The sequence below is a fragment of the uncultured Xanthomarina sp. genome (assembly GCF_963971605.1).
Classification (GTDB): Bacteria; Bacteroidota; Bacteroidia; order Flavobacteriales; family Flavobacteriaceae; genus Xanthomarina; species Xanthomarina gelatinilytica.
On the sequence record NZ_CAXATZ010000004.1, the window covers coordinates 75,181 to 97,943 of the forward strand.

General features: G+C 34.9%; 25 protein-coding genes. 9 read left to right on the forward strand and 16 right to left on the reverse strand.

Annotated elements, in window-relative coordinates:
* Positions 1-5: 5 nt before the first annotated feature.
* Positions 6-1,667 carry a transcription termination factor Rho gene (rho, locus tag AACY93_RS02845; RefSeq protein ID WP_007649792.1) on the reverse strand — a complete coding sequence of 554 codons (1,662 nt, stop codon included), beginning with the start codon at positions 1,665-1,667 and terminating at the stop codon, positions 6-8.
* A 201-nt stretch (positions 1,668-1,868) separates the two neighbouring features.
* On the opposite strand from rho, the gene AACY93_RS02850 reads away from it, so the two are divergent.
* A complete protein-coding gene (locus AACY93_RS02850) occupies positions 1,869-2,279 on the forward strand; it encodes a DUF4293 domain-containing protein (RefSeq protein ID WP_286853284.1) in 411 nt (136 codons plus the stop codon).
* Between the two features lie 150 nt (positions 2,280-2,429).
* Here the strand turns inward: AACY93_RS02850 and AACY93_RS02855 are convergent, their stop codons facing one another.
* The gene (locus AACY93_RS02855) at positions 2,430-2,924 is read right to left on the reverse strand and encodes a metallophosphoesterase family protein (RefSeq protein ID WP_040491932.1); all 495 of its coding nucleotides are present in this window, start codon (positions 2,922-2,924) and stop codon (positions 2,430-2,432) included.
* A 108-nt stretch (positions 2,925-3,032) separates the two neighbouring features.
* On the opposite strand from AACY93_RS02855, the gene truA reads away from it, so the two are divergent.
* Together truA and AACY93_RS02865 are read left to right on the forward strand one after the other, a co-directional pair.
* On the forward strand, positions 3,033-3,782 hold the full coding sequence (gene truA, locus AACY93_RS02860; protein ID WP_007649788.1) for a tRNA pseudouridine(38-40) synthase TruA: 750 nt from the start codon (positions 3,033-3,035) through the stop codon (positions 3,780-3,782).
* 24 nt (positions 3,783-3,806) lie between these two features.
* A complete protein-coding gene (locus tag AACY93_RS02865) occupies positions 3,807-5,570 on the forward strand; it encodes an ABC transporter ATP-binding protein (protein WP_286853285.1) in 1,764 nt (587 codons plus the stop codon).
* A gap of 35 nt (positions 5,571-5,605) precedes the next feature.
* Here the strand turns inward: AACY93_RS02865 and cdaA are convergent, their stop codons facing one another.
* Genes cdaA through folP form a run of 3 tightly spaced genes read right to left on the reverse strand, consistent with a single transcriptional unit; the run spans position 5,606 to position 7,919 of the window.
* Positions 5,606-6,391 carry a diadenylate cyclase CdaA gene (gene cdaA, locus AACY93_RS02870; RefSeq protein ID WP_007649784.1) on the reverse strand — a complete coding sequence of 262 codons (786 nt, stop codon included), beginning with the start codon at positions 6,389-6,391 and terminating at the stop codon, positions 5,606-5,608.
* Positions 6,392-6,426: 35 nt separating this feature from the next.
* Positions 6,427-7,095, reverse strand: coding sequence for a hypothetical protein (locus tag AACY93_RS02875; RefSeq protein ID WP_286853286.1), 669 nt, complete (start codon positions 7,093-7,095; stop codon positions 6,427-6,429).
* Positions 7,092-7,919, reverse strand: coding sequence for a dihydropteroate synthase (gene folP, locus AACY93_RS02880; RefSeq protein ID WP_007649777.1), 828 nt, complete (start codon positions 7,917-7,919; stop codon positions 7,092-7,094). The genes AACY93_RS02875 and folP overlap by 4 nt, the downstream gene beginning before the upstream one ends.
* Before the next feature lie 149 nt (positions 7,920-8,068).
* On the opposite strand from folP, the gene AACY93_RS02885 reads away from it, so the two are divergent.
* The 6 genes from AACY93_RS02885 to AACY93_RS02910 all read left to right on the forward strand — a co-directional run bounded on the left by AACY93_RS02885 (position 8,069) and on the right by AACY93_RS02910 (position 12,879).
* The gene (locus AACY93_RS02885; protein WP_007649776.1) at positions 8,069-8,608 is read left to right on the forward strand and encodes a DUF1599 domain-containing protein; all 540 of its coding nucleotides are present in this window, start codon (positions 8,069-8,071) and stop codon (positions 8,606-8,608) included.
* A 66-nt stretch (positions 8,609-8,674) separates the two neighbouring features.
* A complete protein-coding gene (locus AACY93_RS02890; protein WP_286853288.1) occupies positions 8,675-9,769 on the forward strand; it encodes a BT_3928 family protein in 1,095 nt (364 codons plus the stop codon).
* Between the two features lie 97 nt (positions 9,770-9,866).
* The gene (locus AACY93_RS02895) at positions 9,867-10,943 is read left to right on the forward strand and encodes an ABC transporter permease (protein ID WP_040491930.1); all 1,077 of its coding nucleotides are present in this window, start codon (positions 9,867-9,869) and stop codon (positions 10,941-10,943) included.
* Between the two features lie 7 nt (positions 10,944-10,950).
* Complete coding sequence (tpiA, locus tag AACY93_RS02900; protein ID WP_007649770.1) at positions 10,951-11,700, forward strand: triose-phosphate isomerase; 750 nt, start codon at positions 10,951-10,953, stop codon at positions 11,698-11,700.
* 47 nt (positions 11,701-11,747) lie between these two features.
* The gene (prmA, locus tag AACY93_RS02905; RefSeq protein ID WP_286853289.1) at positions 11,748-12,584 is read left to right on the forward strand and encodes a 50S ribosomal protein L11 methyltransferase; all 837 of its coding nucleotides are present in this window, start codon (positions 11,748-11,750) and stop codon (positions 12,582-12,584) included.
* Between the two features lie 19 nt (positions 12,585-12,603).
* Positions 12,604-12,879, forward strand: a complete 276-nt coding sequence (locus AACY93_RS02910) for an ATP-dependent Clp protease adaptor ClpS (protein WP_286853290.1) — start codon at positions 12,604-12,606, stop codon at positions 12,877-12,879.
* Between the two features lie 27 nt (positions 12,880-12,906).
* On the opposite strand, the gene AACY93_RS02915 is transcribed toward AACY93_RS02910, so the two are convergent.
* From AACY93_RS02915 to AACY93_RS02965, 11 genes are all read right to left on the reverse strand, one after another.
* Positions 12,907-14,001, reverse strand: a complete 1,095-nt coding sequence (locus tag AACY93_RS02915) for a mechanosensitive ion channel family protein (RefSeq protein WP_287005944.1) — start codon at positions 13,999-14,001, stop codon at positions 12,907-12,909.
* A 269-nt stretch (positions 14,002-14,270) separates the two neighbouring features.
* Positions 14,271-15,155 carry a pirin family protein gene (locus AACY93_RS02920; protein WP_287005945.1) on the reverse strand — a complete coding sequence of 295 codons (885 nt, stop codon included), beginning with the start codon at positions 15,153-15,155 and terminating at the stop codon, positions 14,271-14,273.
* A gap of 11 nt (positions 15,156-15,166) precedes the next feature.
* On the reverse strand, positions 15,167-15,475 hold the full coding sequence (locus tag AACY93_RS02925; RefSeq protein ID WP_007649755.1) for a hypothetical protein: 309 nt from the start codon (positions 15,473-15,475) through the stop codon (positions 15,167-15,169).
* Positions 15,476-15,493: 18 nt separating this feature from the next.
* Positions 15,494-16,420, reverse strand: coding sequence for a ClpXP adapter SpxH family protein (locus AACY93_RS02930; RefSeq protein WP_287005946.1), 927 nt, complete (start codon positions 16,418-16,420; stop codon positions 15,494-15,496).
* A 10-nt stretch (positions 16,421-16,430) separates the two neighbouring features.
* Entirely contained in the window at positions 16,431-16,814 is a 384-nt protein-coding gene (locus AACY93_RS02935) for a nuclear transport factor 2 family protein (RefSeq protein ID WP_287005947.1), read from the reverse strand.
* A 15-nt stretch (positions 16,815-16,829) separates the two neighbouring features.
* Positions 16,830-17,231, reverse strand: coding sequence for a YceI family protein (locus tag AACY93_RS02940; RefSeq protein ID WP_287005948.1), 402 nt, complete (start codon positions 17,229-17,231; stop codon positions 16,830-16,832).
* Between the two features lie 200 nt (positions 17,232-17,431).
* Positions 17,432-18,946, reverse strand: a complete 1,515-nt coding sequence (locus tag AACY93_RS02945) for a catalase (protein WP_287005949.1) — start codon at positions 18,944-18,946, stop codon at positions 17,432-17,434.
* A 135-nt stretch (positions 18,947-19,081) separates the two neighbouring features.
* On the reverse strand, positions 19,082-19,720 hold the full coding sequence (locus tag AACY93_RS02950; RefSeq protein ID WP_287005951.1) for a DUF308 domain-containing protein: 639 nt from the start codon (positions 19,718-19,720) through the stop codon (positions 19,082-19,084).
* An 85-nt stretch (positions 19,721-19,805) separates the two neighbouring features.
* The gene (locus AACY93_RS02955) at positions 19,806-20,624 is read right to left on the reverse strand and encodes a universal stress protein (RefSeq protein WP_287005953.1); all 819 of its coding nucleotides are present in this window, start codon (positions 20,622-20,624) and stop codon (positions 19,806-19,808) included.
* 59 nt (positions 20,625-20,683) lie between these two features.
* Positions 20,684-21,496, reverse strand: coding sequence for an SDR family oxidoreductase (locus AACY93_RS02960; protein ID WP_287005955.1), 813 nt, complete (start codon positions 21,494-21,496; stop codon positions 20,684-20,686).
* Positions 21,497-21,824: 328 nt separating this feature from the next.
* Positions 21,825-22,346 carry a DUF488 domain-containing protein gene (locus AACY93_RS02965; protein ID WP_287005957.1) on the reverse strand — a complete coding sequence of 174 codons (522 nt, stop codon included), beginning with the start codon at positions 22,344-22,346 and terminating at the stop codon, positions 21,825-21,827.
* Positions 22,347-22,763: the final 417 nt, after the last annotated feature.

Genomic DNA, 22,763 nt, shown 5'->3' on the forward strand with positions numbered 1-22,763 from the left:
CAATGTTATCCATTCATTGAAATTAGGAACTCTTCGTTATTTCTGGTTTGCTTAAACCTTTCATTAATGAACTCCATAGCTTCAACAGGGTTCATATCTGCTAGATATTTACGCATGACCCACATTCTTTGAATGGTGTTTTCTTCCAATAATAAATCATCACGTCTGGTACTTGAAGAAGTCAGGTCAATTGCAGGGAAAATTCTACGATTAGAGATTTTTCTATCTAATTGCAGTTCCATGTTTCCAGTTCCTTTAAACTCTTCAAAAATCACTTCATCCATTTTTGAGCCAGTTTCTGTTAATGCTGTAGCAATTATGGTTAAAGATCCACCATTTTCAATATTTCTGGCAGCACCAAAGAAACGTTTTGGCTTGTGTAAGGCATTGGCATCTACACCACCACTTAATATTTTTCCTGAAGCAGGTTGTACTGTGTTGTATGCTCTGGCCAAACGTGTTATGGAGTCAAGTAAGATTACAACATCGTGACCACATTCCACCAATCTTTTAGCTTTTTCCAAAACGATATCTGCAATTTTTACATGTTCGTGTGCTTCTTTGTCAAAAGTTGAAGCAATAACCTCGCCACGAACATTACGTTGCATGTCTGTTACCTCTTCAGGACGTTCGTCTATAAGCAAAATCATTTGATAAACTTCTGGATGATTGGCAGCAATGGCATTGGCTACATCCTTAAGCAACATGGTTTTACCAGTTTTAGGTTGCGAAACAATCATACCACGTTGACCTTTTCCTATAGGAGAGAACAAATCCATAATTCTTGTTGAAATGGTGCTTTGTCTTTCGGCAATATTAAATTTTTCTTGAGGAAAAAGTGGTGTTAAATGTTCAAAAGACACTCTGTCCCTAACCACTTCTGGGTTTAAACCATTAATCTTGATCACTTTAATTAAGGGAAAATACTTTTCGCCTTCTTTAGGTGGTCTTACGTTTCCAAGAACGGTATCACCTTTCTTTAAGCCAAATAATCTGATTTGGGATTGAGATACATAAATATCATCTGGAGAGGATAAATAATTATAATCTGAAGAACGTAAAAAACCATATCCATCTTGCATTACATCCAAAACTCCTTCACTTTCTATAATGGCGTCAAACTCAAAATCCGGTTCGCGATATCTATTTCTAGTATCCTTGTTCCCGTTGTTGTTTGAATTTTGGTTTTTGTTTTGGTTTTGATTTTTGTTGTCCTTTTTTGAACGATTTTGATTATCGCTTTTAGAACTGCTTTTTTGATCAGCTTTATCCTTATTGCCAGAATCTTTATTGTGGGTTGGTTTGGAAGAACTTTGATGTTGGGGTTTTTGGTTGTCAGCTTTTGGGGTTTCAGCTTTGGGAGCATCTGTTTTGGTGTCTTGCTGAGGTTTGTTGTCGCTTTTTTTGGCTTCCTTATTGGGACGCTGTATGCGCTCTCTTTGTTTTTTTTGCTGTTGAGGCTTTTGGGCTTCGGCTTTTGGAGCTTCTTTTTTAGTGTCCTCTTTAACAACTTCTTTTACTGCTTTTGGGTTTGCAGCTTGGTGATCCAGTATTTGGTATACTAAATCCAGTTTTTTTAATGAACGATATTTGGAAACGTTCAGTTTTTTAGCTATTTCCTGTAACTCAGGAAGCTTCATTTCTTTTAATTGTGAGATTTCAAACATTGATGTTGAATTGAATATTTGTTTTAAAATATTAAAATTGATTTTTTCTGAAAAAAAATTGATTTTATTCTGAAGAATTAACACCTTACAACAGTGGTAGTTGTAAATTGTTATTGCAATTATACAACTTTATTTTATTTATTTTAGTTAATTTATTAAAAAGAAACCATTATTTTTGTCTGCTCAAATTAAGAAAAAAGAATGCTTCAACGAATTCAAACCATATATCTTTTACTGGCAGCTGGTGTTTCTGGTGGACTTATTTATGTGTTTGAATTGTGGACAACCCCAGAAAACGTTAAAGTTTATGCACATGATGTTAATTACATCTTTGCACTGTTCCTGGTGTCTGCTTTTTTCTCTATTTTGTCCATTTCAAGATTTAAACATAGAAAATCCCAATTTATGTTGGGACGACTCAATATATTGTTAAACTTTTTTTTACTAGGGTTATTTTTATATCAATCTCTAAATGTATCTGGAGAGACGCAAGTTTCTGAGAAAGGTATTGGGATTTTCCTCCCTATTATTTCTATCGTGTTGTTGGCTTTGGCCAACAAGGCCATTAAGAAGGATGAAGATCTTGTAAAATCTGTAGATAGATTAAGATAAGCCTTACATCTTAGTAGTATTAGTGCGTAAACCCAAGGTGAAGACCTTGGGTTTTTTATTTAACCATATTTTTTTAAAGGTTTAAACGGCTTTAATTTTTTGGATAAAACTTTTCCAAACCAAGGAAACCTGATTTTTTTGGGAGAGAGCTTATCTGTTTTCAAATTCTATAACTTCCAGATCTTTTATGTTGCTGCCATCTATAACAAAACGAAGCATGGTTCTTACTTTATGAAATCCGTATTTTCCAACAGCTCCTGGATTCATGTGCAATAAGTTCAGTTTTTTGTCTGGCATCACTTTCAATATATGCGAATGTCCACAAATAAAAATATCTGGAGGGTTTTTTCTTAAGGCCTCTCTAATTCTCATGTCGTATTTGTTGGGGTAGCCACCAATATGGGTGATCCATACATCAACAGATTCACACATAAACCTGTTGTTTTCAGGGAATTCTGCTCTAACTTCATGGCCATCAATATTTCCAAATACAGCTTTTAAAGGTTTAAGTTTTTTTATTTGGTTGGTTACGTTTAAATCGCCAATGTCTCCAGCGTGCCATACTTCATCAGCGTGTGAGACATGTTTTAAAATGGCATCGTCTATATAACCATGTGTATCGGAAAGTAAGAGTATTTTTTTCATGTGTACATCCCATGAAAATGGGAACCTCATTTATTATTTAACTTTTATTTGAAATTTCAAGACCGATTAAAATTCTATCTTTGCTTTTCACAAAAGTAGGATAATACATTGAGATATTTTTTAGAGCTTTCATATAACGGAACAGATTATCATGGATGGCAAAATCAACCCAATGCCATTTCTGTACAAGAAGTTTTAGAAAACGCTTTGTCCACTTTGCTGAACAGCACTATTGCCATTGTTGGCGCAGGCCGAACGGATGCTGGAGTACATGCCAAACAAATGTTTGCACATTTTGATACCGAATCCAACTTTAAAACAGAAGATTTAATTTATAAATTGAATTCTTTTTTGCCAAATAATATTGCCATTCACAACCTATTTCAGGTGCAACCGGAAGCTCATGCCAGGTTCCATGCCTTAAGTCGTGCATATGTGTACCGTATCTCTTTACAAAAAGATGTTTTTAATTATAATGGCTCTTATTATGTTAAACAACATTTAAATGTGCCCAAGATGCAACAAGCTTCAAAATTATTATTGGGTCATAAAGATTTTCAATGTTTTTCCAAAAGTAATACAGATGTAAAGACGTATTATTGTAATATCATGGAAGCCGAATGGAATTTGGTAGGTCACGAACTGCAATTTTCCATTAAAGCAGATAGGTTTTTAAGAAATATGGTTCGTGCCATTGTGGGCACATTACTAAACATTGGTTTAGGGAAACTGGAGGTAGAAGATTTGCACAGCATCATAGCTTCTAAAAGTAGGAGTGAAGCTGGGTTTTCTGTTCCTGCGCATGGTTTGTATCTGACAGAAGTGACTTATCCGGAAACCATTAAATTAAATAACTAAGAAACATTCCAGGATTGGGAATATATGAGCAAAGTAGATACCATATTGGAAATAGATTTGTTTAAAAAACTTTTAAAGTTTATTAAGCCTTACAAACACATTTTTATTGGCGTGCTTGTAGCTGTTATACTTCTTGCCATTTTTGGCGCATTAAGACCTTATATCTTACAACAAGCCATAGATCAAAAAATTGCAACCAAAACCATAGAAGGGTTTTTGCCTTATATATTAATCATGGCAGCACTTTTAATAGCAGAAGTTGTTTGTCAGTTATTGTTTATCTACTATTCAGGTTATTTGGGTCAAAGTGTGGTTAAAGACATTCGTGTCAAGCTCTTTGATCATATGATTCGTTTTAGGATGAAATATTTCGATAACTCATCCGTAGGTGTTTTAATAACTAGGGCAGTTACTGATATGGAGCGTATTGCAGATGTTTTTGGCGAAGGGTTTTTTATGATTTTTAGGGATTTGCTAACCATGTTGGTAGTCTCCATTGTCATGCTATACATGAATTGGGAACTAAGTTTTATAGTCTTTTTAATGTTGCCACTAGTGTTATATGCAACCAGGTTGTTCCAAAAATACATGAAACGGGCTTTTGAAGAGGTGAGAACCGAAGTTTCAAATTTAAACTCTTTCGTACAGGAGCGTATTACTGGAATGAAAATCCTTCAATTGTTTACAAGGGAAGAAACCGAATATAAAAAGTTTCAAGAAATAAACTCACGACATAAAAAAGGTTGGTTAAAAACGGTTTGGTACAACTCTATTTTTTTTCCAATTGCAGAGCTGTCTTCCTCTATAACCATTGGACTTATTGCTTGGTATGGCGGATTGAACACCGTTATAGACCAAACAGCCAGTCTGGGTGATTTAACGGCTTTTATCATGATGATACCAATGCTCTTTAGGCCTTTGCGTCAAATTGCTGATAAATTTAATACGCTGCAAATGGGAATGGTAGCAGCCAAAAGGGTTTTTAGGGTTTTGGAAACCACATCGCAAATTGATGATCATGGCACTTTGGAAGTTTCTCATTTCAAGGGTCATATTTCTTTTAAGGAGGTGCGTTTTAGCTATGTGGAAGACGAAGAAGTATTGAAGGGCATTTCTTTTGATGTGGAAGTGGGTGAAACAGTTGCCATAGTTGGAGCAACAGGAGCAGGAAAATCCACCATTATAAATTTGCTCAATAGATTTTACGATATACAAAAAGGAACCATTTGTATAGACGATATTAATATCAAAGAGATAAAACTGGCTTCTTTAAGGACCCAAATTGCTATTGTATTGCAAGACGTATTTTTATTTGCCGATACCATTTTAAGCAATATCACTCTCAATAACCCAAACATTACCTTAGAAGATGTTGAACAGGCAGCAAAAGATATAGGAATTCATGACTTTATTATGAGTTTGCCAAATGCGTATCATTACAATGTAAAAGAAAGAGGCGCCATGTTATCTTCTGGTCAAAGACAACTGATTTCTTTTCTAAGGGCTTATGTTACCAATCCAAGTATTCTGGTATTGGATGAAGCGACATCTTCAGTAGATTCTTATTCCGAACAACTTATTCAAAACGCCACCTATAAAATTACCAAAGGCAGGACATCCATAGTAATTGCACATAGATTGGCTACCATTAAAAAAGCCGATAAGATAATAGTTATGGATGAAGGAAAAATAGTGGAAATTGGCACACATCAAGAATTGCTTAAAATTGAAGAAGGTTTTTATAGAAATTTATACGAAGTTCAGTTTTTAAAAGAAGAAGTGCTCTAGATTATAAAATTTAAAAAGTTACTTTTTATTAAAAACTAAGCCAAGTCTTTCTTGATAAGTTGTGTTAACTCTTGCATGTCCTTGAACATAATAAATTCACCATCCTTAAAATAAGAAACCTGGCCAGTTTCTTCGCTCACTACCAAAGCCAAGGCATCTGTTTTTTCTGTGATGCCAACAGCTGCCCGATGTCTTAAGCCAAACCGTTGAGGTAAGTTTTTTTCGTTGCTTACAGGCAAAATAACCCTTGTGGCCTTTACTATATTGTCAACCACTATAATAGCTCCATCATGCAACGGACTGTTTTTAAAAAAAATACTTTCTATAATGGGTTGTGTGATTTTTATACTCATTTCGTCTCCAGTGTTTACCAAAAAATCCAGATTGTTGTTGCATTCAAAAACAATTAGAGCGCCAGTTTTTGTGGAAGACATTTTGTTGCAGGCAGCAACAATGGCATCAACATCTGTTTTATTGTCAGTTTCGGTTTTTAGGAATTTAAGCTGTCCAAAGAATTTCCTGCGTTTGCTAAAATTGGTAGAGCCTACCATTAGTAAAAATTTCCTGATTTCCTGCTGGAAAACCACAATCAAGGCAATAAGCCCAACGCTCATAAACCCTCCCAAAATCTTGCTTAACATTTTCATCTGTAAGGCTTCTGTAAGAAGGTAAATAAAATATATAATCACGATACCAATAAAAATATTGATAGCCACAGTGCCTTTAACAAGCTTATATACATAATAGAGTAGAAGTGCTACAAGTAACACATCTATAATGTCTATAACAGTAAATTTTAATAGGTCGTTAAAAATTTCCAAGCGTTTGGTGTTTTGGTAAATTTAGCAAAATATAGTTAATTAAAGAGGAACTCATCGTTGGCAATTATTAGATCCTCTTCTTTTAATTTATTTAATTTGGATTTAATACCAATATAGTCCTGAAAACTAAGTTTGTTGTTTAAAAATAATTGTAAGGTCTTTGTTTCGTTAAAGGATGGGAATAGACGTTTTAGGTCTTTTGAAAAAGTGCCTAAAGTTGTTTTTAAAGTGTCAATATCCAAACCAATAACTTCTATGTTTAAAGGTGTTTGGCAAACCATAAGGTATTCATTGGGTTTTAAAATATGGTTTTCAGGTTGTTTTTCTTTGTAATATACATTTGTAAACTCAATAAAACCTAGGTTGTTGATACTGGTGTCATGACAGGTGTAATAATTCTTGGCAGCATCGTTTTTATGGATTTCTGCATTGCGCTTTTTGTCCTGTAAAAATTTAATCTTTGGAATTGCTTGTTTCAAGGTTAAGCGTTTGTCTACATTTACCAACCAGTTTGTGGTACTTATAAGTGTCTTTCTGTTAAGTTCTATACTGTCTTTCTTGGTTTCATCATAAAACAAATAAGCTGGAGACACATCAATAATTTCAGTGATGTCTGCTTGTTCCATCTCTGGAAGTTGTACTACTTTGTTGTTGTTACAGGATAAGAACAATAACAGGGATACGATATATAAATGTTTCATCATACAGCTTTTAGTTGGTTTAATAGGGTTACACATTCCATGGCTTCTTTAACGTCATGAACCCTTAAAATGGAGGCTCCTTTCTGTAGGGCAACTGTGTTTAAAACGGTTGTGCCATTTAGGGCATCTTTGGGAGCGTTTTTTAAAGTTTTATAAATCATGGATTTTCTGGAAAGGCCTGTTAAAATAGCTTTGTCCAGTGTTTTTAAAAGTTCCAGGTGCTTTAAAAGTTCAAAATTCTGTTCTGTGGTTTTTGCAAACCCAAAACCTGGATCTATTATCACATCTATAATTCCCAGGGCATGTGCTTTGGCAATTCTTTCAGAGAAATAGAACAAAATATCTTTCATAAGATTCTTGTAGTCGGTTTGCTGTTGCATGGTTTGTGGCGTCCCTTTCATGTGCATCATAATGTAGGGCACTTTAAGTTTTGCTATTGTAGGAAGCATGTTTTCATCCAATTTTCCGGCAGAAATGTCATTAATCAATGCAGCACCAGCTTCAATACCATGTTTGGCTACCTGACTTCTAAAAGTATCTATGGAAATTAAAATTTCTGGAAATTCTTTTATAATTAAAGAAATTATGGGCAGTAAGCGTTTTAGTTCTTCAGCTTCTTCAATATGTGTTGCATTTGGTCTGGAACTATAAGCGCCAATATCAACAAAAGTGGCTCCAGATTTCAACATGATATAAACTTGGGAAAGTATGTCGCTTTCGTTTTTGTATTTGCCACCATCGTAAAAGGAGTCTGGTGTCAGGTTTAAAATTCCCATGACTTTTGGAGTGGATAAATCAATGAGGTTGCCTTTGCAATTAATAGTCATATAAGTATTTCAAGTTCAAAATTAATAAAGCAAAATTAATATAATCACAATAAAACATTCGTGTATTCGTGGCAAAATAAAAACATTCCTTAAGGAACTTTGAACTCTGAATTATTTAAGCGAAATTTACGCAAAATTCATTTTAATCCATGCAAGATACTTCAAAACAATACGACGCTGTAATAAAAACATGTAGAGACTTATTCATTAAAAAAATGAAGGATTACGGTAGTGCTTGGCGTATTTTACGTTTGCCATCGCTTAGAGATCAAATTTTTATTAAAGCAAAACGTATTCGTGGTTTGCAAGAAAACAAGGTGCAAAAAGTTAACGAAGGTCAAGAGAGTGAGTTTATAGGTATTGTTAATTATTGTGTAATGGCGTTGGTGCAATTGGAAAAGGGCGTGGTTGAGCAACCGGATTTTTCCATAGATGAAGCCATAAAATTATATGATGAAAAGGTGGCTGTAACCAAACAGCTTATGATGGACAAAAACCATGACTATGGCGAAGCTTGGCGAGATATGCTAGTTAGTAGTTTAACCGACCTGATTCTTCAAAAGTTACTGAGAGTTAAACAAATTGAAGAAAATAAAAGAGAAACTTTAGTGAGCGAAGGTCTTGAAGCCAATTATCAAGACATGATTAATTATGCAGTTTTTGCTTTGATTCATTTAAATAATAAATAAAAAAATGTCATGCTGAGCTAGCCTGCACTGAGTGCAGGCGAAGTGAAGCATCTCAAATATATAAACATGAAATACATAGTAAACATCAGTAGAATTTTAGTAGGCGTATTATTCATTATCTCAGGATTTGTTAAACTCAATGATCCCTTAGGGTTTTCGTATAAATTACAAGAATATTTTAGTGCAGATGTGTTGAACATTCCATTTTTGGAACCATATGCATTGGGGATTTCCATTTTTGTGGTCATTTTTGAAGTTATTTTAGGGTTTTTTCTGCTTATAGGTTACAAACCAAAATTTACAGTTTGGAGTTTGTTGGGAATGATTGTTTTCTTCACCTTTTTAACTTTCTATTCGGCATATTTCGAAAAAGTAAAGGATTGTGGCTGTTTTGGAGATGCCATTCCATTAACGCCTTGGGAAAGTTTTACCAAAGATGTTGTGTTGCTCATACTTATTTTAATCTTGTTTTTTGGCGTAAAACACATCAAGCCTATTTTCAGTAAATTGGGTTTAACTGTTGTGGCTCTATTTAGTTTTATAGGTTGTTTATGGTTTGGTTACCATGTGCTGATGCACTTGCCATCTATAGATTTTAGAGCGTATGCTGTGGGCAAGAACATTATGGATGGGATGATTGTTCCAGAAGATGCGCCAAAACCTGTACAGGAATTTACTTGGACTTTTATGGTGAATGGCGAAGAAAAAGAATTCGTTACCAATGGTAGCTACCCAGAAGTGGATGGTGAATATGTAGGTGTGGAAACCAAAATTATTGAAGAAGGATACGATCCTCCAGTAAAAGACTTTTCCATAGAAACCGAAGACGAAGATTTTACCGAATATTATTTGAATGAAGACCATCTCATAATGATCGTGATGTACAATCTGGACACTGCAGAAAAAGAAGGTGTGGTAAAATTAAAAGCATTTTCAGACGAAGCACTCAAAAAAGGGTATACCGTAATTGGGATGACAGCTTCAGGAGAAGAAGCCAAACAACGCATGAAAGACCAATACAAGCTTAATTTCGACTTTTTCCTTTGTGACGAAAAAGCCCTAAAAACAGTTGTTCGTTCCAGTCCAGGAATTTTAAAATTGCAAAAAGGAACGGTTATACAAAAAGTACATTGGAACGATCTGGAAGATATAAACCTTTAGTTTGTAATTTCAAGAAACAGTTTTCAAAAATAATGCTAGAACTTGCGTTTTGGCAAAAGAGTTTTGGCTAATAACACAATAACAAACAACAAAGCGCCTGATAAGCTATATATTAAATAAAACCTTTTATGCTTTGCTCACTCTATTTGGAGTAGTTACTGTGATATTCTTTTTATTTAATGTACTTCCTGGTGATCCTGCACAAATGATGCTTGGTCAAAACGAAGACAGTGCACAATTGGAGCTCGTTAAGCAAAAATATGGTTTCGATAAACCCATTAGTACGCAGTATTTTTATTATTTAAACGATTTATCGCCAATCTCGTTTCATTCGCAAACAAAAACGGATTACACCTATTTAAGAGAAGGGAAATATTCAGCAATATCCTTATTTTCAATAGGAAATACAACAACTGTTATAAAATTACCTTATTTAAGGGAATCCTTTACCAAACAAGGCAAAAAGGTGAGTCAGGTGTTGGCAGAAACACTTCCAAATACCTTTGTGTTGGCAGTAAGCGCCATATGTATTGCCCTATTAATAGGTTTGGTATTGGGCGTGGTTTCGGCATTGTACAAAGATACTTGGTTAGACAAAGCCATTCAAATAGTTAGTACAATTGGTATGAGCGTACCTTCGTTTTTTAGTGCCATTTTATTTGCCTGGTTGTTTGGTTTTGTGCTTCATAAATATACCCATTTGGAAATGACAGGCAGTTTATACGAATTGGACGATTATGGCGAAGCCATGCACATTCAATGGAAAAACTTAATTTTACCAGCCATAGTTTTGGGCATTCGCCCTTTGGCTGTGGTTATTCAACTCATGCGAAATTCGTTGTTGGAAGTGTTCAATCAAGATTATATTCGTACAGCTAGGGCTAAAGGCTTAAGCGAGTTTCAAATTATTAGAAAACATGCCATTAAAAATGCTCTAAACCCAGTAGTTACTGCTATTTCTGGTTGGTTTGCCTCCATGTTGGCTGGAGCTGTTTTTGTAGAGTACATCTTTGGATGGAATGGTTTGGGGAAAGAAATAGTAAATGCTTTAAACACACTGGATTTACCAGTAATCATGGGTTCTGTGTTAATTATAGCCTTGTTGTTTATAATTATCAATATTTTTGTGGATATTATTTATGCTTGGTTGGACCCTAAAGTAACTTTAGAATAAAAGAATTATGAGAAAAAACATTGTTGCAGGAAACTGGAAAATGAATAATGATTTAGCTATGACAGAATCATTAATCACTGAACTTAAAAAGCAATCGCAAACGTCAAATGCAGAGGTCATGATTGCACCAACCTTTACAAATCTTTGGCATGCTTTTGAAGCCCTAAGACAATCAAACATTGAAGTTATTGCTCAAAACATGCACTTTGCAGAATCTGGTGCCTACACAGGTGAGATTAGTGCAGACATGCTTAAAAGTGTTGGTGTGCAAACCGTTATCCTAGGGCATAGCGAACGTCGTGCTTATTTTAACGAAACCGATGATTTGTTGGCTAAAAAAGTAGATGCAGCTTTAAAAAACAATATGCGTGTTATTTTTTGTTTTGGAGAAGAACTTGCTGATAGAAAATCGGGAAAGGAAGAAACTGTCGTAGAAGCCCAAATTAAACATGCCCTGTTTCATTTACAAGCAGATGCTTTTAAACATATTATTTTGGCTTACGAACCTGTTTGGGCTATTGGAACAGGTGAAACGGCAAGTCCAGAACAAGCTCAGGACATGCATGCTTTTATTAGAAAAACATTATCCAAAAAATATGGTGATGAAACAGCAAATACAGTTTCTATTTTATATGGTGGATCTGTAAAACCTGGTAACGCTAAAGAAATTTTTTCAAAACCAGATGTGGATGGAGGCTTGATTGGTGGAGCAGCATTAAATGCTGAAGATTTTTACAGCATAGTTAATGCTTTTTGAGAAACCTTGTGATTCTGTGCGAATCTCTATGAAACTTAATAATGATTATGTCTAATACTATATATATTGGTTACTATTTTAAGGTAAATCCTTTGCAGCCAGCTACTGAAATCTTAATAGCTGAATTAGGTTATGCAGGCTTTGAAAGTTTTGTGGAAACCGAAGAAGGCGTGACAGCTTATATTCAAAAGGATGACTGGTATGATGCTATTTTAGAGGATATCCAGATTTTGAATTCAGAAGAATTTGAGATAAATTATTCATTTGAAGAAATAGAACAAGTAAACTGGAACCAAGAATGGGAAAAGAATTTCAGCCCTATTGTGGTTGAAAATGAATGTTCTGTTCGCGCGCCTTTTCATGAAAAACCTGATACAAAATTTGATATTGTTATAGAACCAAAAATGAGTTTTGGAACTGGTCATCATGAAACCACGCACATGATGATTCAACATATTTTAAAAAACGATTTTGATGGAAAATCGGTTTTGGATATGGGTTGTGGCACAGGGGTTTTGGCCATTTTAGCAGAAATGAAAGGAGCCAAGCCAATAGATGCCATAGATTACGATAATTGGTGTTATTTGAACAGTTTGGAAAATGTGGATCGAAATAACTGTAAACACATAACAGTATGTGAAGGAGATGCAAATTTATTGGAAGGGAGGTCTTACGATGTGATTATAGCAAACATCAATAGAAACATATTGTTAAATGACATGGAAGCCTATGTGAAAAGTTTAAATGCAAATGGCACCTTGTTTTTAAGTGGTTTCTATGTAGATGATATTCCGGTTATTGAACAAGCATGCAATAAACATCACTTAAAACTCGTTGAAACTATTGAAAAAAACCAATGGGTTGCTTTAAAATTTTTAAATTAGTAGTTTAAAAGAAATAGCCATGAGTACTAAAGAAAAAATACAAGAACAAGGTAGTGTTGATGCTTTAGAACAAAAAAACAATGAGATTGTTTTATATAACGACGATGTAAACACCTTCGATCATGTTATTAACACTTTAATTTATGCTTGTGAACACACGCCGGAACAAGCCGAACAATGTTCCATAATTGTGCATTACAAAGGTAAATGTACAGTTAAAACTGGCGCATACAAAGAACTTGAGCCAAGGTGTTCCATGTTGTTGGATGCAGGTTTAAGTGCAGAAATAGTTTAAACTTCAAAATAAAATTCAAAAAAGACTTTATTCTTTAGCAGTTTTTTCGCTTTTCATAACAAGGGTTCTGTAAGGGAATGGAATTTCTATACCTTCTTTATCAAAACGTTTTTTTATGCTTTCCAATACATCACATCTTAAAGTAAAGGCATCAGAATAATTATTGGCCCAAGACCAGGCCCTTATAGTCATGGAAGAATCGTTTAGTTGTGTCAAGGCCGTTTTTACTATTGGCAAACCTTCCATTTTCTCCAGCTCTGTTCTATTGTCTAATATCAAGGGATGATTTTCACATTCTTCCCTCATTATCTGTTTGGCCAAATCGATGTCACTATCATAAGAAATCCCTATTTCAATGCGTTCGCAACATTTTAACTCACCCAAATCATAATTAATCAATTTTTCTTTGTTAATTATGGAATTTGGAATTACAATCATCTTGTTTTCAAAATTTCTAATCACTGTGTGACGTAAAGTAATATCTGTTACTGTACCAACCATGGTGTCTGTAACTTTTACCCTGTCCCCAATTCTAAAAGGTTTAAAGGAAATTATAAACAAGCCTCCCACAAGGTTGGACAGAGCTTCTTGCGATGATATACCTACAATTAGGGTTATGACTCCGGCACCACCCAAAGCCGTTTGTGCAACGCCTTTTAAGGAAGGGAAAGCCAAAAGACAAAGCATGCCCCCAATAAAATAGATGCCAGCAAGAACCACATACCTTAAAAACTTAAAACTGGTGGGATCGTGTTGATTTTCTATTTTTTTCTTGATATCTATCTTAAACCACAAATTAACCGTAGTTGCCACAATAATGGTAATGGCCAGGACAATGCCTATATAAAGAGCTGTTTTAAAGTTTTCTATAATTACCCCTTTGTTTTGGTTTTCAACAAAAAGATAACTTAATGCAATAATGCCCAAAACCAGCCAAAGCGTGTTTAAGATTCTCTTTAATAAATTGGAAGCTCTAGGAGGATCGTTTGGAAACTTTCGTTTTTTTTCTTTAATCAACCATAGGTGTAGTCTATTGGTTAAAATCCTTAAAGCAAATATTAAAGCAATTACAGTTATACTGTAAATAATATCTTGTTTGTGTGTTTCTATAAACTCTATCATATGGATAATTCCTGTGTACAAAATAAAACAGATGACTAATTTATTCTTTTAATTTTGAATTTTAAATGTATTTAAATGCTTTTTACCTTTTAAAAATTTTCAAGATAGGTTTTAAATAAGTTGTAGTTAAAATGTAACACTTCAACACATTATCCTGATCCAATAATTGTTTAGAAGCGCATTGATTGAAATTTCAACAAATGTCACAGCAATTATTTAAAAAGCTTATTCAGGAACATATCTAAGGTAGTCTTGGATGTGCTTAGTGGTTATGCTCTTTTAATGCTAGGATACGGGATATATTCTGTGTCGTCTCCTTTAATTTTATCAAAGGCTTGATCTTTCCATTTTTGTTTGGCTTTTTCAATTAATTCTTTATCTGAAGCCACAAAATTCCAATCGATAAAGCGTTCTTCGGGAAAAGGCTCTCCTCCAAAAATATAAATGGTACTGTTCTCCTGAATTGTAAATTCGCAAAGAGTGCTGTCTTTTGCCACCAGCAATTGTTTGGGTTCATAAATGTTTCCCTCACTCTCAATGGCACCATTTAAAATATACAATCCAGCTTCACCATAAAGTGCATTACCAATATTTACCACTTGTTTGGTTTTACTTTTTATTTCTAGCATAAACAGGTTGCTAAAAATAGGTACTGGCGATTTTTTACCAAAAGCTTCGCCAGCCACTAGTTTAAACTGCAGGTCGCCATCGGTCCATGCAGGAATGTCTTTTTCTTCAATATGTGAAAATTGTGGCTCCATTTGCTCCAAATCTTTTGGCAAAGCCACCCAAATTTGCAAACCATGCATGTATAGTGGCGAGTCTCGCAGATACTCTGGAGTTCGCTCGGAATGTACAATTCCTTTTCCGGCTGTCATCCAATTGACAGCACCTGGTTTTATCTCTATTTCATTTCCAAGCGTATCGCGATGCATAATGCTACCTTCAAATAAAAATGTAAGTGTTGAAAGCCCTATATGTGGATGTGGCAACACATCAAAGTTTTGGCGCTCGTTTAATTTAACGGGTCCCATATGGTCAATGTAAATAAAAGGCCCAACCATTCGTTTTTGGCGAAATGGCAATAAACGTCCTACCATAAATTTACCAATATTGGCAGCTCGTTCTTCTATAATAAGTTTGATGTTTGACATACTATGTAAAATTATTTTTCTGGTCTATTGAGTTTCTGAACCAATTTAAACGATGCATAATCGGCATAAATACCATAGGCATTTACCAACAGGCCTTTTAATTTGCCATCTTTTGATGAAATGGCATATAAAACACTTTCATTATCCACATCAGACATTTCCTGAAACCGATGTTTTTCATCTATAAGGAACTCTTCAGGTTGCAATTGATTTTGGTTTTCGGCACATTCTATACAATCTTCTTTTATGTTGAAATTATAAGTGTAGCCTTTTTTTGTAAGATCATTGATGGCTTCGGATAGACTTGTATATTTTCCCATGTTTAAAGTTTTAAAAGTTTATTTTTTAATCTTCCACATTGCGCCATTTTTTGTGGTTATTTTACTTAAGCATCCTTTTGTTGAAAGGTCATTCAAAATTACTTCACTTTCGTTTCGTGGTGTTCCAGATAATTCAGCATATTCTTTTGCAGTAAGCGATGGATAAGTAGAAAACAAGGTTTCCCAGTTTTTGCTATATTCACTTTTTGTAGCGTTTGGGTTCAATTTTAAAATCGCCATTTCGTAAAACGCATAAGGTCTAGTGCCATAAACGGTTTCGGTATGGCCAGCTTGGTCTATAAAGAAAATTGTTGGGAATCCTCTGACGCCTAATTTCTTTCCTAATTTTAAATCTTCTGCAAAGGCTTCTTTTGCTTTACCCTCAAAATCGGTTTTTAATTGTTCCACATTAAGACCAACCTTCCTTGCTGCAGTTTCCAAGTGTTCCCATTTGGCTATATTTTTCTTTTTCAAGAAAACCATTTCCCTTATTTCCCGCATAAACAATTGGGCTTTGTTTTGGTCTTGAAATTGCGCTGCCTTAAACGCTATGGATGGTGGATAGGAGGAATCCAAAGGGTCTTCCAGCCACAGGTCGCCATCAATAGGCATATCGTAATGCAGACTTACTTCGTCCCAATGGCTAGCCACATCTGATGGTTTGCCAATGCCTCCACTATTGTAACTCCAATCGGGCAATAAACCTCCCATTCTATACTCCATATCTATGGCATTGCCATATTCCAATTTTAGTTTACGCAATTGTGGTTCGATTCCCCAACACGATGAACAAATGGGATCGGTATAATAAATGAGTTTTATAGATTTCTCATTGGACTTTACAGTGTTTTGGGATGAATTATCTTTTGTTTCACCAGTTGTCTCACACATCCCAGTTTCTATATCGCATATAAGCGGATTATTGTTTGTTGTTTCGTTATTCATGATTTTAGATTTATTTAGTCACCTCTTCCGAAGTTGCAAATTCTTCCATTTTTGTAATCAAATTGTTTTCAACGGTATAAATCTGGACCCAATCTTGTTTCAGTTCCCTACCAGATCGTTTCACTTTTTGATGTTCGCGTCCTAGGACCACAACCATATTGTCTTCAACGATATATTGAAGTGGTTCAAAATTGATGATTTCGGTTCTTTCCATAATATTATTATAAAAAGCCCTTACACCTTCCTTTTTCTCAAACCGTCCTTTCGGGATAATTTGTGTCCCATGATAAATCCAAACAGTATCGTCAGAAACGGTTGCTACAAATTTATCGGCATCACCACTGCTAAATGCAGCGAACATATTTTCCACTACTGTTTTTGCTGAATTTTTCATGTGTTTAGTTTTAAATTATTGTTTTGCGAATTGAAGGTGGACCACAATATTCACCTCTTTCCCAATCCCAGCAGCCGTTGGGTCGTAATCAATATCATAATCAAATCTATTGATGGTTGTTTCGGTCTTCATACCCAATTTTTCACCTTGTTGGTTCTTGGCGGTTCCACCATAATGCACGTTGAAAATTACATCCTTGGTAACGTTCTTAATGGTCAATTCACCATATAACAAATACACGTCGCCACCGTTTAAAAATGTTTTTATGACAGCAAGGTTCATCAAGGAGATAGCGTTGTCGCTTTCCTCACCTAGGGTAACCGTTATGGTATTGTTTTCTTCTTTGTAGTTGCCAAAAATATCGGCTTTGTTTTCACAGAACAATGCATCGATTTTCCCGTTAAAGGCTGCTGGCAAAATTGATACATTTTCGCATTAAAGAACTTCTTCTTCATTGTAGATTTATTTTTGTTAGTATTAGTGCTTAATAATCATGCAACAGTTCCTGCTTCCATTTAAAATCTAAATTGAAGTAACAAAATCAGAAAAAAAGTAATTTATGGCTTTACCAGTGATGTACAAATGATATCAGTCATTATAGACAAAATTCTATCAGCCTATCCATTACTTGGTCTTGGTGCCCATTTGTCATATGGTGTCATATCGAATTTATTAACTTCATCCATCGTTAAACCTAGTGCTTTTGCCACACCTTCACCATATTCTGGATCGGCTTTAAAACAGTTTCTGATATGTCGGATTTGAATAAATTTCTCTGCGCCACCAACTTGAGCTGCAGTATTATCAAACAATAGCTGATCTTTGCCATCGGCTTTGATAATACGGAACAAATCGCCTGGTTGTGTAAAGTAATCTTCATCATCATCCCTAAAATTGTGTGAATAAGCCGTTCCGTCCAATTCCAAAGGTGGTTCTTTTGCATCTGTTTGCTCTTGCCATTCGCCATAACTGTTTGGGTTGTAATGTAAAGTGCCACCATGGTTGCCATCTACACGCATGGTGCCATCCCTATGATTGGAATGATAAGGACACGTTGGCTTGTTTACAGGAATTTGATAATGGTTTACACCCAATCTATAGCGTTGTGCATCACCATAAGAAAATAAGCGTCCTTGTAACATTTTATCTGGTGAAAAGCCAATACCAGGCACAACATTTAATGGATTAAAAGCAGCTTGCTCTACATCTTGAAAATAGTTTTCCGGATTTCGGTTTAATTCGAATTCGCCAACAGGAATTAACGGAAAGTCTTTTTTGGACCATACTTTTGTTAAATCGAAAGGATGAAAACGATATGTTTTTGCTTCTTCTTCCGTCATCACTTGTACGTACATTTTCCATTTTGGGAACTCCTTTCTTTCAATAGCATCAAAAAGATCCCTTTGTGACGATTCTCTATCCATCCCAACTATTTTCATAGCTTCTTCATCAGATAAGTTTTTAATGCCTTGTTGCGACACAAAATGAAACTTTACCCAATACCTAGCGTTGTCTTTATTGATAAAACTAAAGGTATGGCTTCCAAAACCATGCATGTGTCTATACCCTTTTGGTATACCACGATCACTCATGGTAATAGTCACTTGGTGCAAAGATTCCGGTAGCAAGGTCCAAAAATCCCAATTGTTATTGGCACTTCGTAAGTTCGTTTTAGGATCGCGTTTTACGGCACGATTCAAATCAGGAAATTTCATAGGGTCGCGAAAGAAAAATACAGGTGTATTGTTTCCTACCAAATCCCAAATACCCTCTTCGGTATAAAATTTTAATGCGAAACCTCTAATATCCCTTTCGGCATCAGCAGCACCTCTTTCTCCTGCAACTGTAGAAAATCGGCTGAACATTTCGGTCTTTTTACCCATTTCGCTAAAAATTTTGGCTTTGGTGTATTTGGTAATATCGTGCGTAACAGTAAATGTACCAAAGGCTCCAGATCCTTTAGCGTGCATTCTTCTTTCAGGAATGACTTCACGATCAAAATTTGCCATTTTTTCCAGAAACCAGGCATCTTGCATCAATAGAGGGCCTCGTGGGCCAGCAGTTTGTACGTTTTGATTATCTCCAACTGGTGCTCCAGTTTGTCTTGTGAGTTTTGGTTTTTCGTCTTTCATTTTAAGTTGGTTTTAATTAATAATGAATGCAAGGTTCTGTTGCTTTTAGCTTATTGTATGTGATATTTTAGGTTGATTTTTCACTGAAAGCTTTTAAAACTTGCTGAACTGATATCTTTAGTTTTCATCTTTTTTTTAATCATCCCATTCTTCCCGAATCTCATCCATAAGGTCATCATAACGGGTTTTTAGTTCTGCTGAAATGGATTTAGACGATTTGTGGATTTGTCGTAACTGTAGACCCAAGTATATACTAAACAGTCCCGTGAACAAAAAGCTTAATGCCACTAAAACAACAACACTCATACCTGCAAATATGGGATTCCAAATAAGTATGAATGAAAAAACAATCCCTAGAATACCAAGAGCCAATAAAACACCCCAATTTTTACTGCCATATTTTTTTATATCCAAAGCAAAGCTAATGGCAGCAACCGAACGAAATAAAATGATAAAACCTATATAAAAAGCCAGCACACTAATGGATAGGGCAGGATGGATTAACAGAGATGTACCAACAATAAATGTAATGATGCCAAATGCCAAGGACCAACCCCAATTTTCCAATTGATGCATGTTGGATATAGAAAAGATAATTTCCGACAAGCCACCAAATAAAAATGAAAGTGCAAAAAGAATGGATAAGGTCAATAATGAACCGGCTGGCGATATAAACACAATGACACTAACAATAACAAAAAATAATCCTACCAATACAGGAATGTACCAATGTTTGATAGCTTCTTTAATAGATTTAAAAAATGTTGTTTCCATGGTTGTCTTTTTAATACTTGTTAATTTGGTTATGACATGTGAACCCTTACCTATTCTTTAAAGAAAAGGATTAATTGGTTATTGATTACAGTTTAAAAGTCATTACAGGACGTCTTGAATGGTTTGCAAGATTTTCAGAGATACTACCTTTAATTAAATGATTTAATCCTTTTCTTGCATTTGTTAATATAACCAAAGCATCAGCGTTTGTTTCTTCAGCATATTGAATCACACCGTCTTCAATTGTATATCCAGCTATAAAATCTATTTTGTTCGATCCACCTGCCATTTTAAATTCTTCTGCTTTTCTTTTGAACTCTTTCGAACTCAAGAAACCATTGTTTGGTCTGTTAACATAAACCGAATGCACCTTGCTTCCTAATTTTGAGAGAAATTGATTGGCGTTCTCATAAGCGTTTACGCTTTCTAAACTCATATCTGTAGCCAATACCACGTTGTTGAGGGCGAAATTATTAGGTTCGGTTTTAACAATTAAGACAGGTGTGCTGCTGTTTCTGACCATTTTCTCTGCATTGGATCCTGCAAAAATACCATCTTGAAGCGTAAGGCCTTGTGAGCCCATAATAATTAAATCGGCATTTAATTCTTTGGCTACTGCATCAACTTCTTTATAAACTTTATGTTTTTTTATTACTGGAATGACATTTATACCTTCTAAATATTGCTTATTTAAAAAAGCTTCAAATTTTTTTTTGGCCAAGGAAAGCATAAACAACATTTCATTTTTGCTTTCATTGCTGGAAATGGAAATTAAAGCATCAGACAATTCCAGCATGTGCAATACATGTAGGGTTGCATCGTGTTTTTTAGCTAATATGGCACCAGTTTGTAGTGCAAATTCTGATTGTTGTGAAAAATCAACAGGTATGATTATGTTTTTCATGGTACTATGTTTTGATTTTTATTTAATTAGTATTTAAGATTTGATTTATATTAATGAACTTAAGTCATTTTTTTAATGTTGTGAACAACGCCTCCATCCACCAAAATATCTGTACTTGTAATAAAACGTGCAGCATTGCTAGTTAGAAAGTAAATAACATCTGCAACGTCTTCTGGTTGGCCATTTCTTTTTAAAGGAGTGGCTTGTTTGATTTTCTCCATGCGTTTTGGATGTTCTTGTGCAGCTTTTAAAGCCATGGGCGTTTCAATGACTCCTGGAGAAACAGATACAATTCTCGCACCTTTTTCTCCCCATTTATTAGCGTTTTTAATTGTTAATAGTTGTACACCTCGTTTGACAAAGTTATACATCACGTCTGAATCATTGTTCACAAATTTGCTTACAATATCAAATGAATCTGATGCTTGTGGATTTACAAGGGCATCATCATATATTTCGTTGGGAGGCACAGTGTGTGCCATCATGGAAGCTAATAAAACAGCTACCGAATCCTTAACGGCAAGCTTGTAAAAGGCATCCACTAAAAGTTCTGTCGCCACTAAATCTATAGTGTATACTTTTTTTAGATCCTTAACGGTTCCACTTACACCAGCCGTATGTATCAATGCTTTAAATTCGCCCTTGTTTGAAACGAATTGGATGAGTTTTTCTATGTCTTTTTTAGAGGTGATGTCACAGGCAATCCCGGAAACATCAAATCCTTCTTTTGATAGATTTTCCACAGTTTCATTAACCTTATCTTGTGAATAATCCGTTAAAACCAAAGGGTGTTTTTTAAAAGCCCTTGCGCAAGCTTGGCCAATGCCTCCAGCGCCTCCTGTAATTACTATTTGTTTTTTTTGGATATTCATTGCATATTTTTTTGAGGGTTACTCCCTTATTAGGATTTTCTGGTTTCGTTTTACGTGATTTCTTATGTTGGGATTGTAATTTTTACAAACAGATCCATTTGGGTTTTTAGTTACAATTATTACATGTCTTAATAGATCTATTTTGATATAATTGATCACATTCAGGAAACTCTTACAATTTAAGACTTTTAATTAAGATAAGCTAACAAAAAAAGCCCTTTAGGAACTCTGGTAATTTAAAGGGGTGTTTTTTTAAAAGAAATAATTAAGGGTTAATTGACAGCCCACATTTTAAGTCCATCAAAGCTAAAAGGAAACAAGAATTTGCTCAATGGTAACTTAATTGATCGTTTGTTATTTTTGCAGGTTGGGTATACGGGTGTTCGGTTTCTTTATCTAGTGCCATGATGTGCAGCACTTCCCACTTGTTGGCTTTTAAGGCATCGGAAATCATGGAACGATGGCAACGCCACCAAACAGCTTCAGAACACATGATGGCAGTTCGGTTTTTACTTGCCAAATCTTCAAGTTCTTTAAGACCTGTTTTAAATTTTTCGGTGTCCATATAATCGGCATAAGCTCTAAAGGCTGGATGTCTCCACGCTGTGTTTTTCGATTCTGGATTCGCTTTTCTTCGTCCTCCCAAAGTCAACAAATGCTTGTAACTTATATCGTGTTCTTTTAATGTAACTTCCAATACTTCTTTATTGAAATGAGGAAATTTCCTGGATCCCGGAAATTGCCTAACATCTACCAATTGTTCAATTTTAAAGGCTTTAAGCATGTTAATGAATTCTTCCTCTGTTCTGGTAGAATGCCCTATGGTCCATATGGTTTTGTCTTTTTCCATGTCGCTTTTTACCAAATTTACGAATAGTTGTAATGGAAAGGAATTAATTAAAACTAAAGTCTTGTTAAAACGAGATTAAAAGAGCTGTAGCAATTGGATAGAACAAATGTGCATTTTTTCAAGAAGATTTCAAGATTAAATGAAGACCTAGTTGGAAAGTACGTTATGAAAACAATGCAACAAAAAAAACGCTCAAGGAACTTGGCGTTTTTTCTTAGGAATTGGTTTTTAGTGACCTCGACAGGATTCAAACCTGTCTCGTGAACCATAGTGTTTATAAGGAATCTCATTTTGTCTGTATCGTAAAACTGACGAATAACTGTCATTTATTTTAGACTGTTTTGATACTGTCTGACTTTCAAGAACTTGACTTAAAGATACAAAAATTTTGTGAGAAAATAGATTAAAATACTGTTT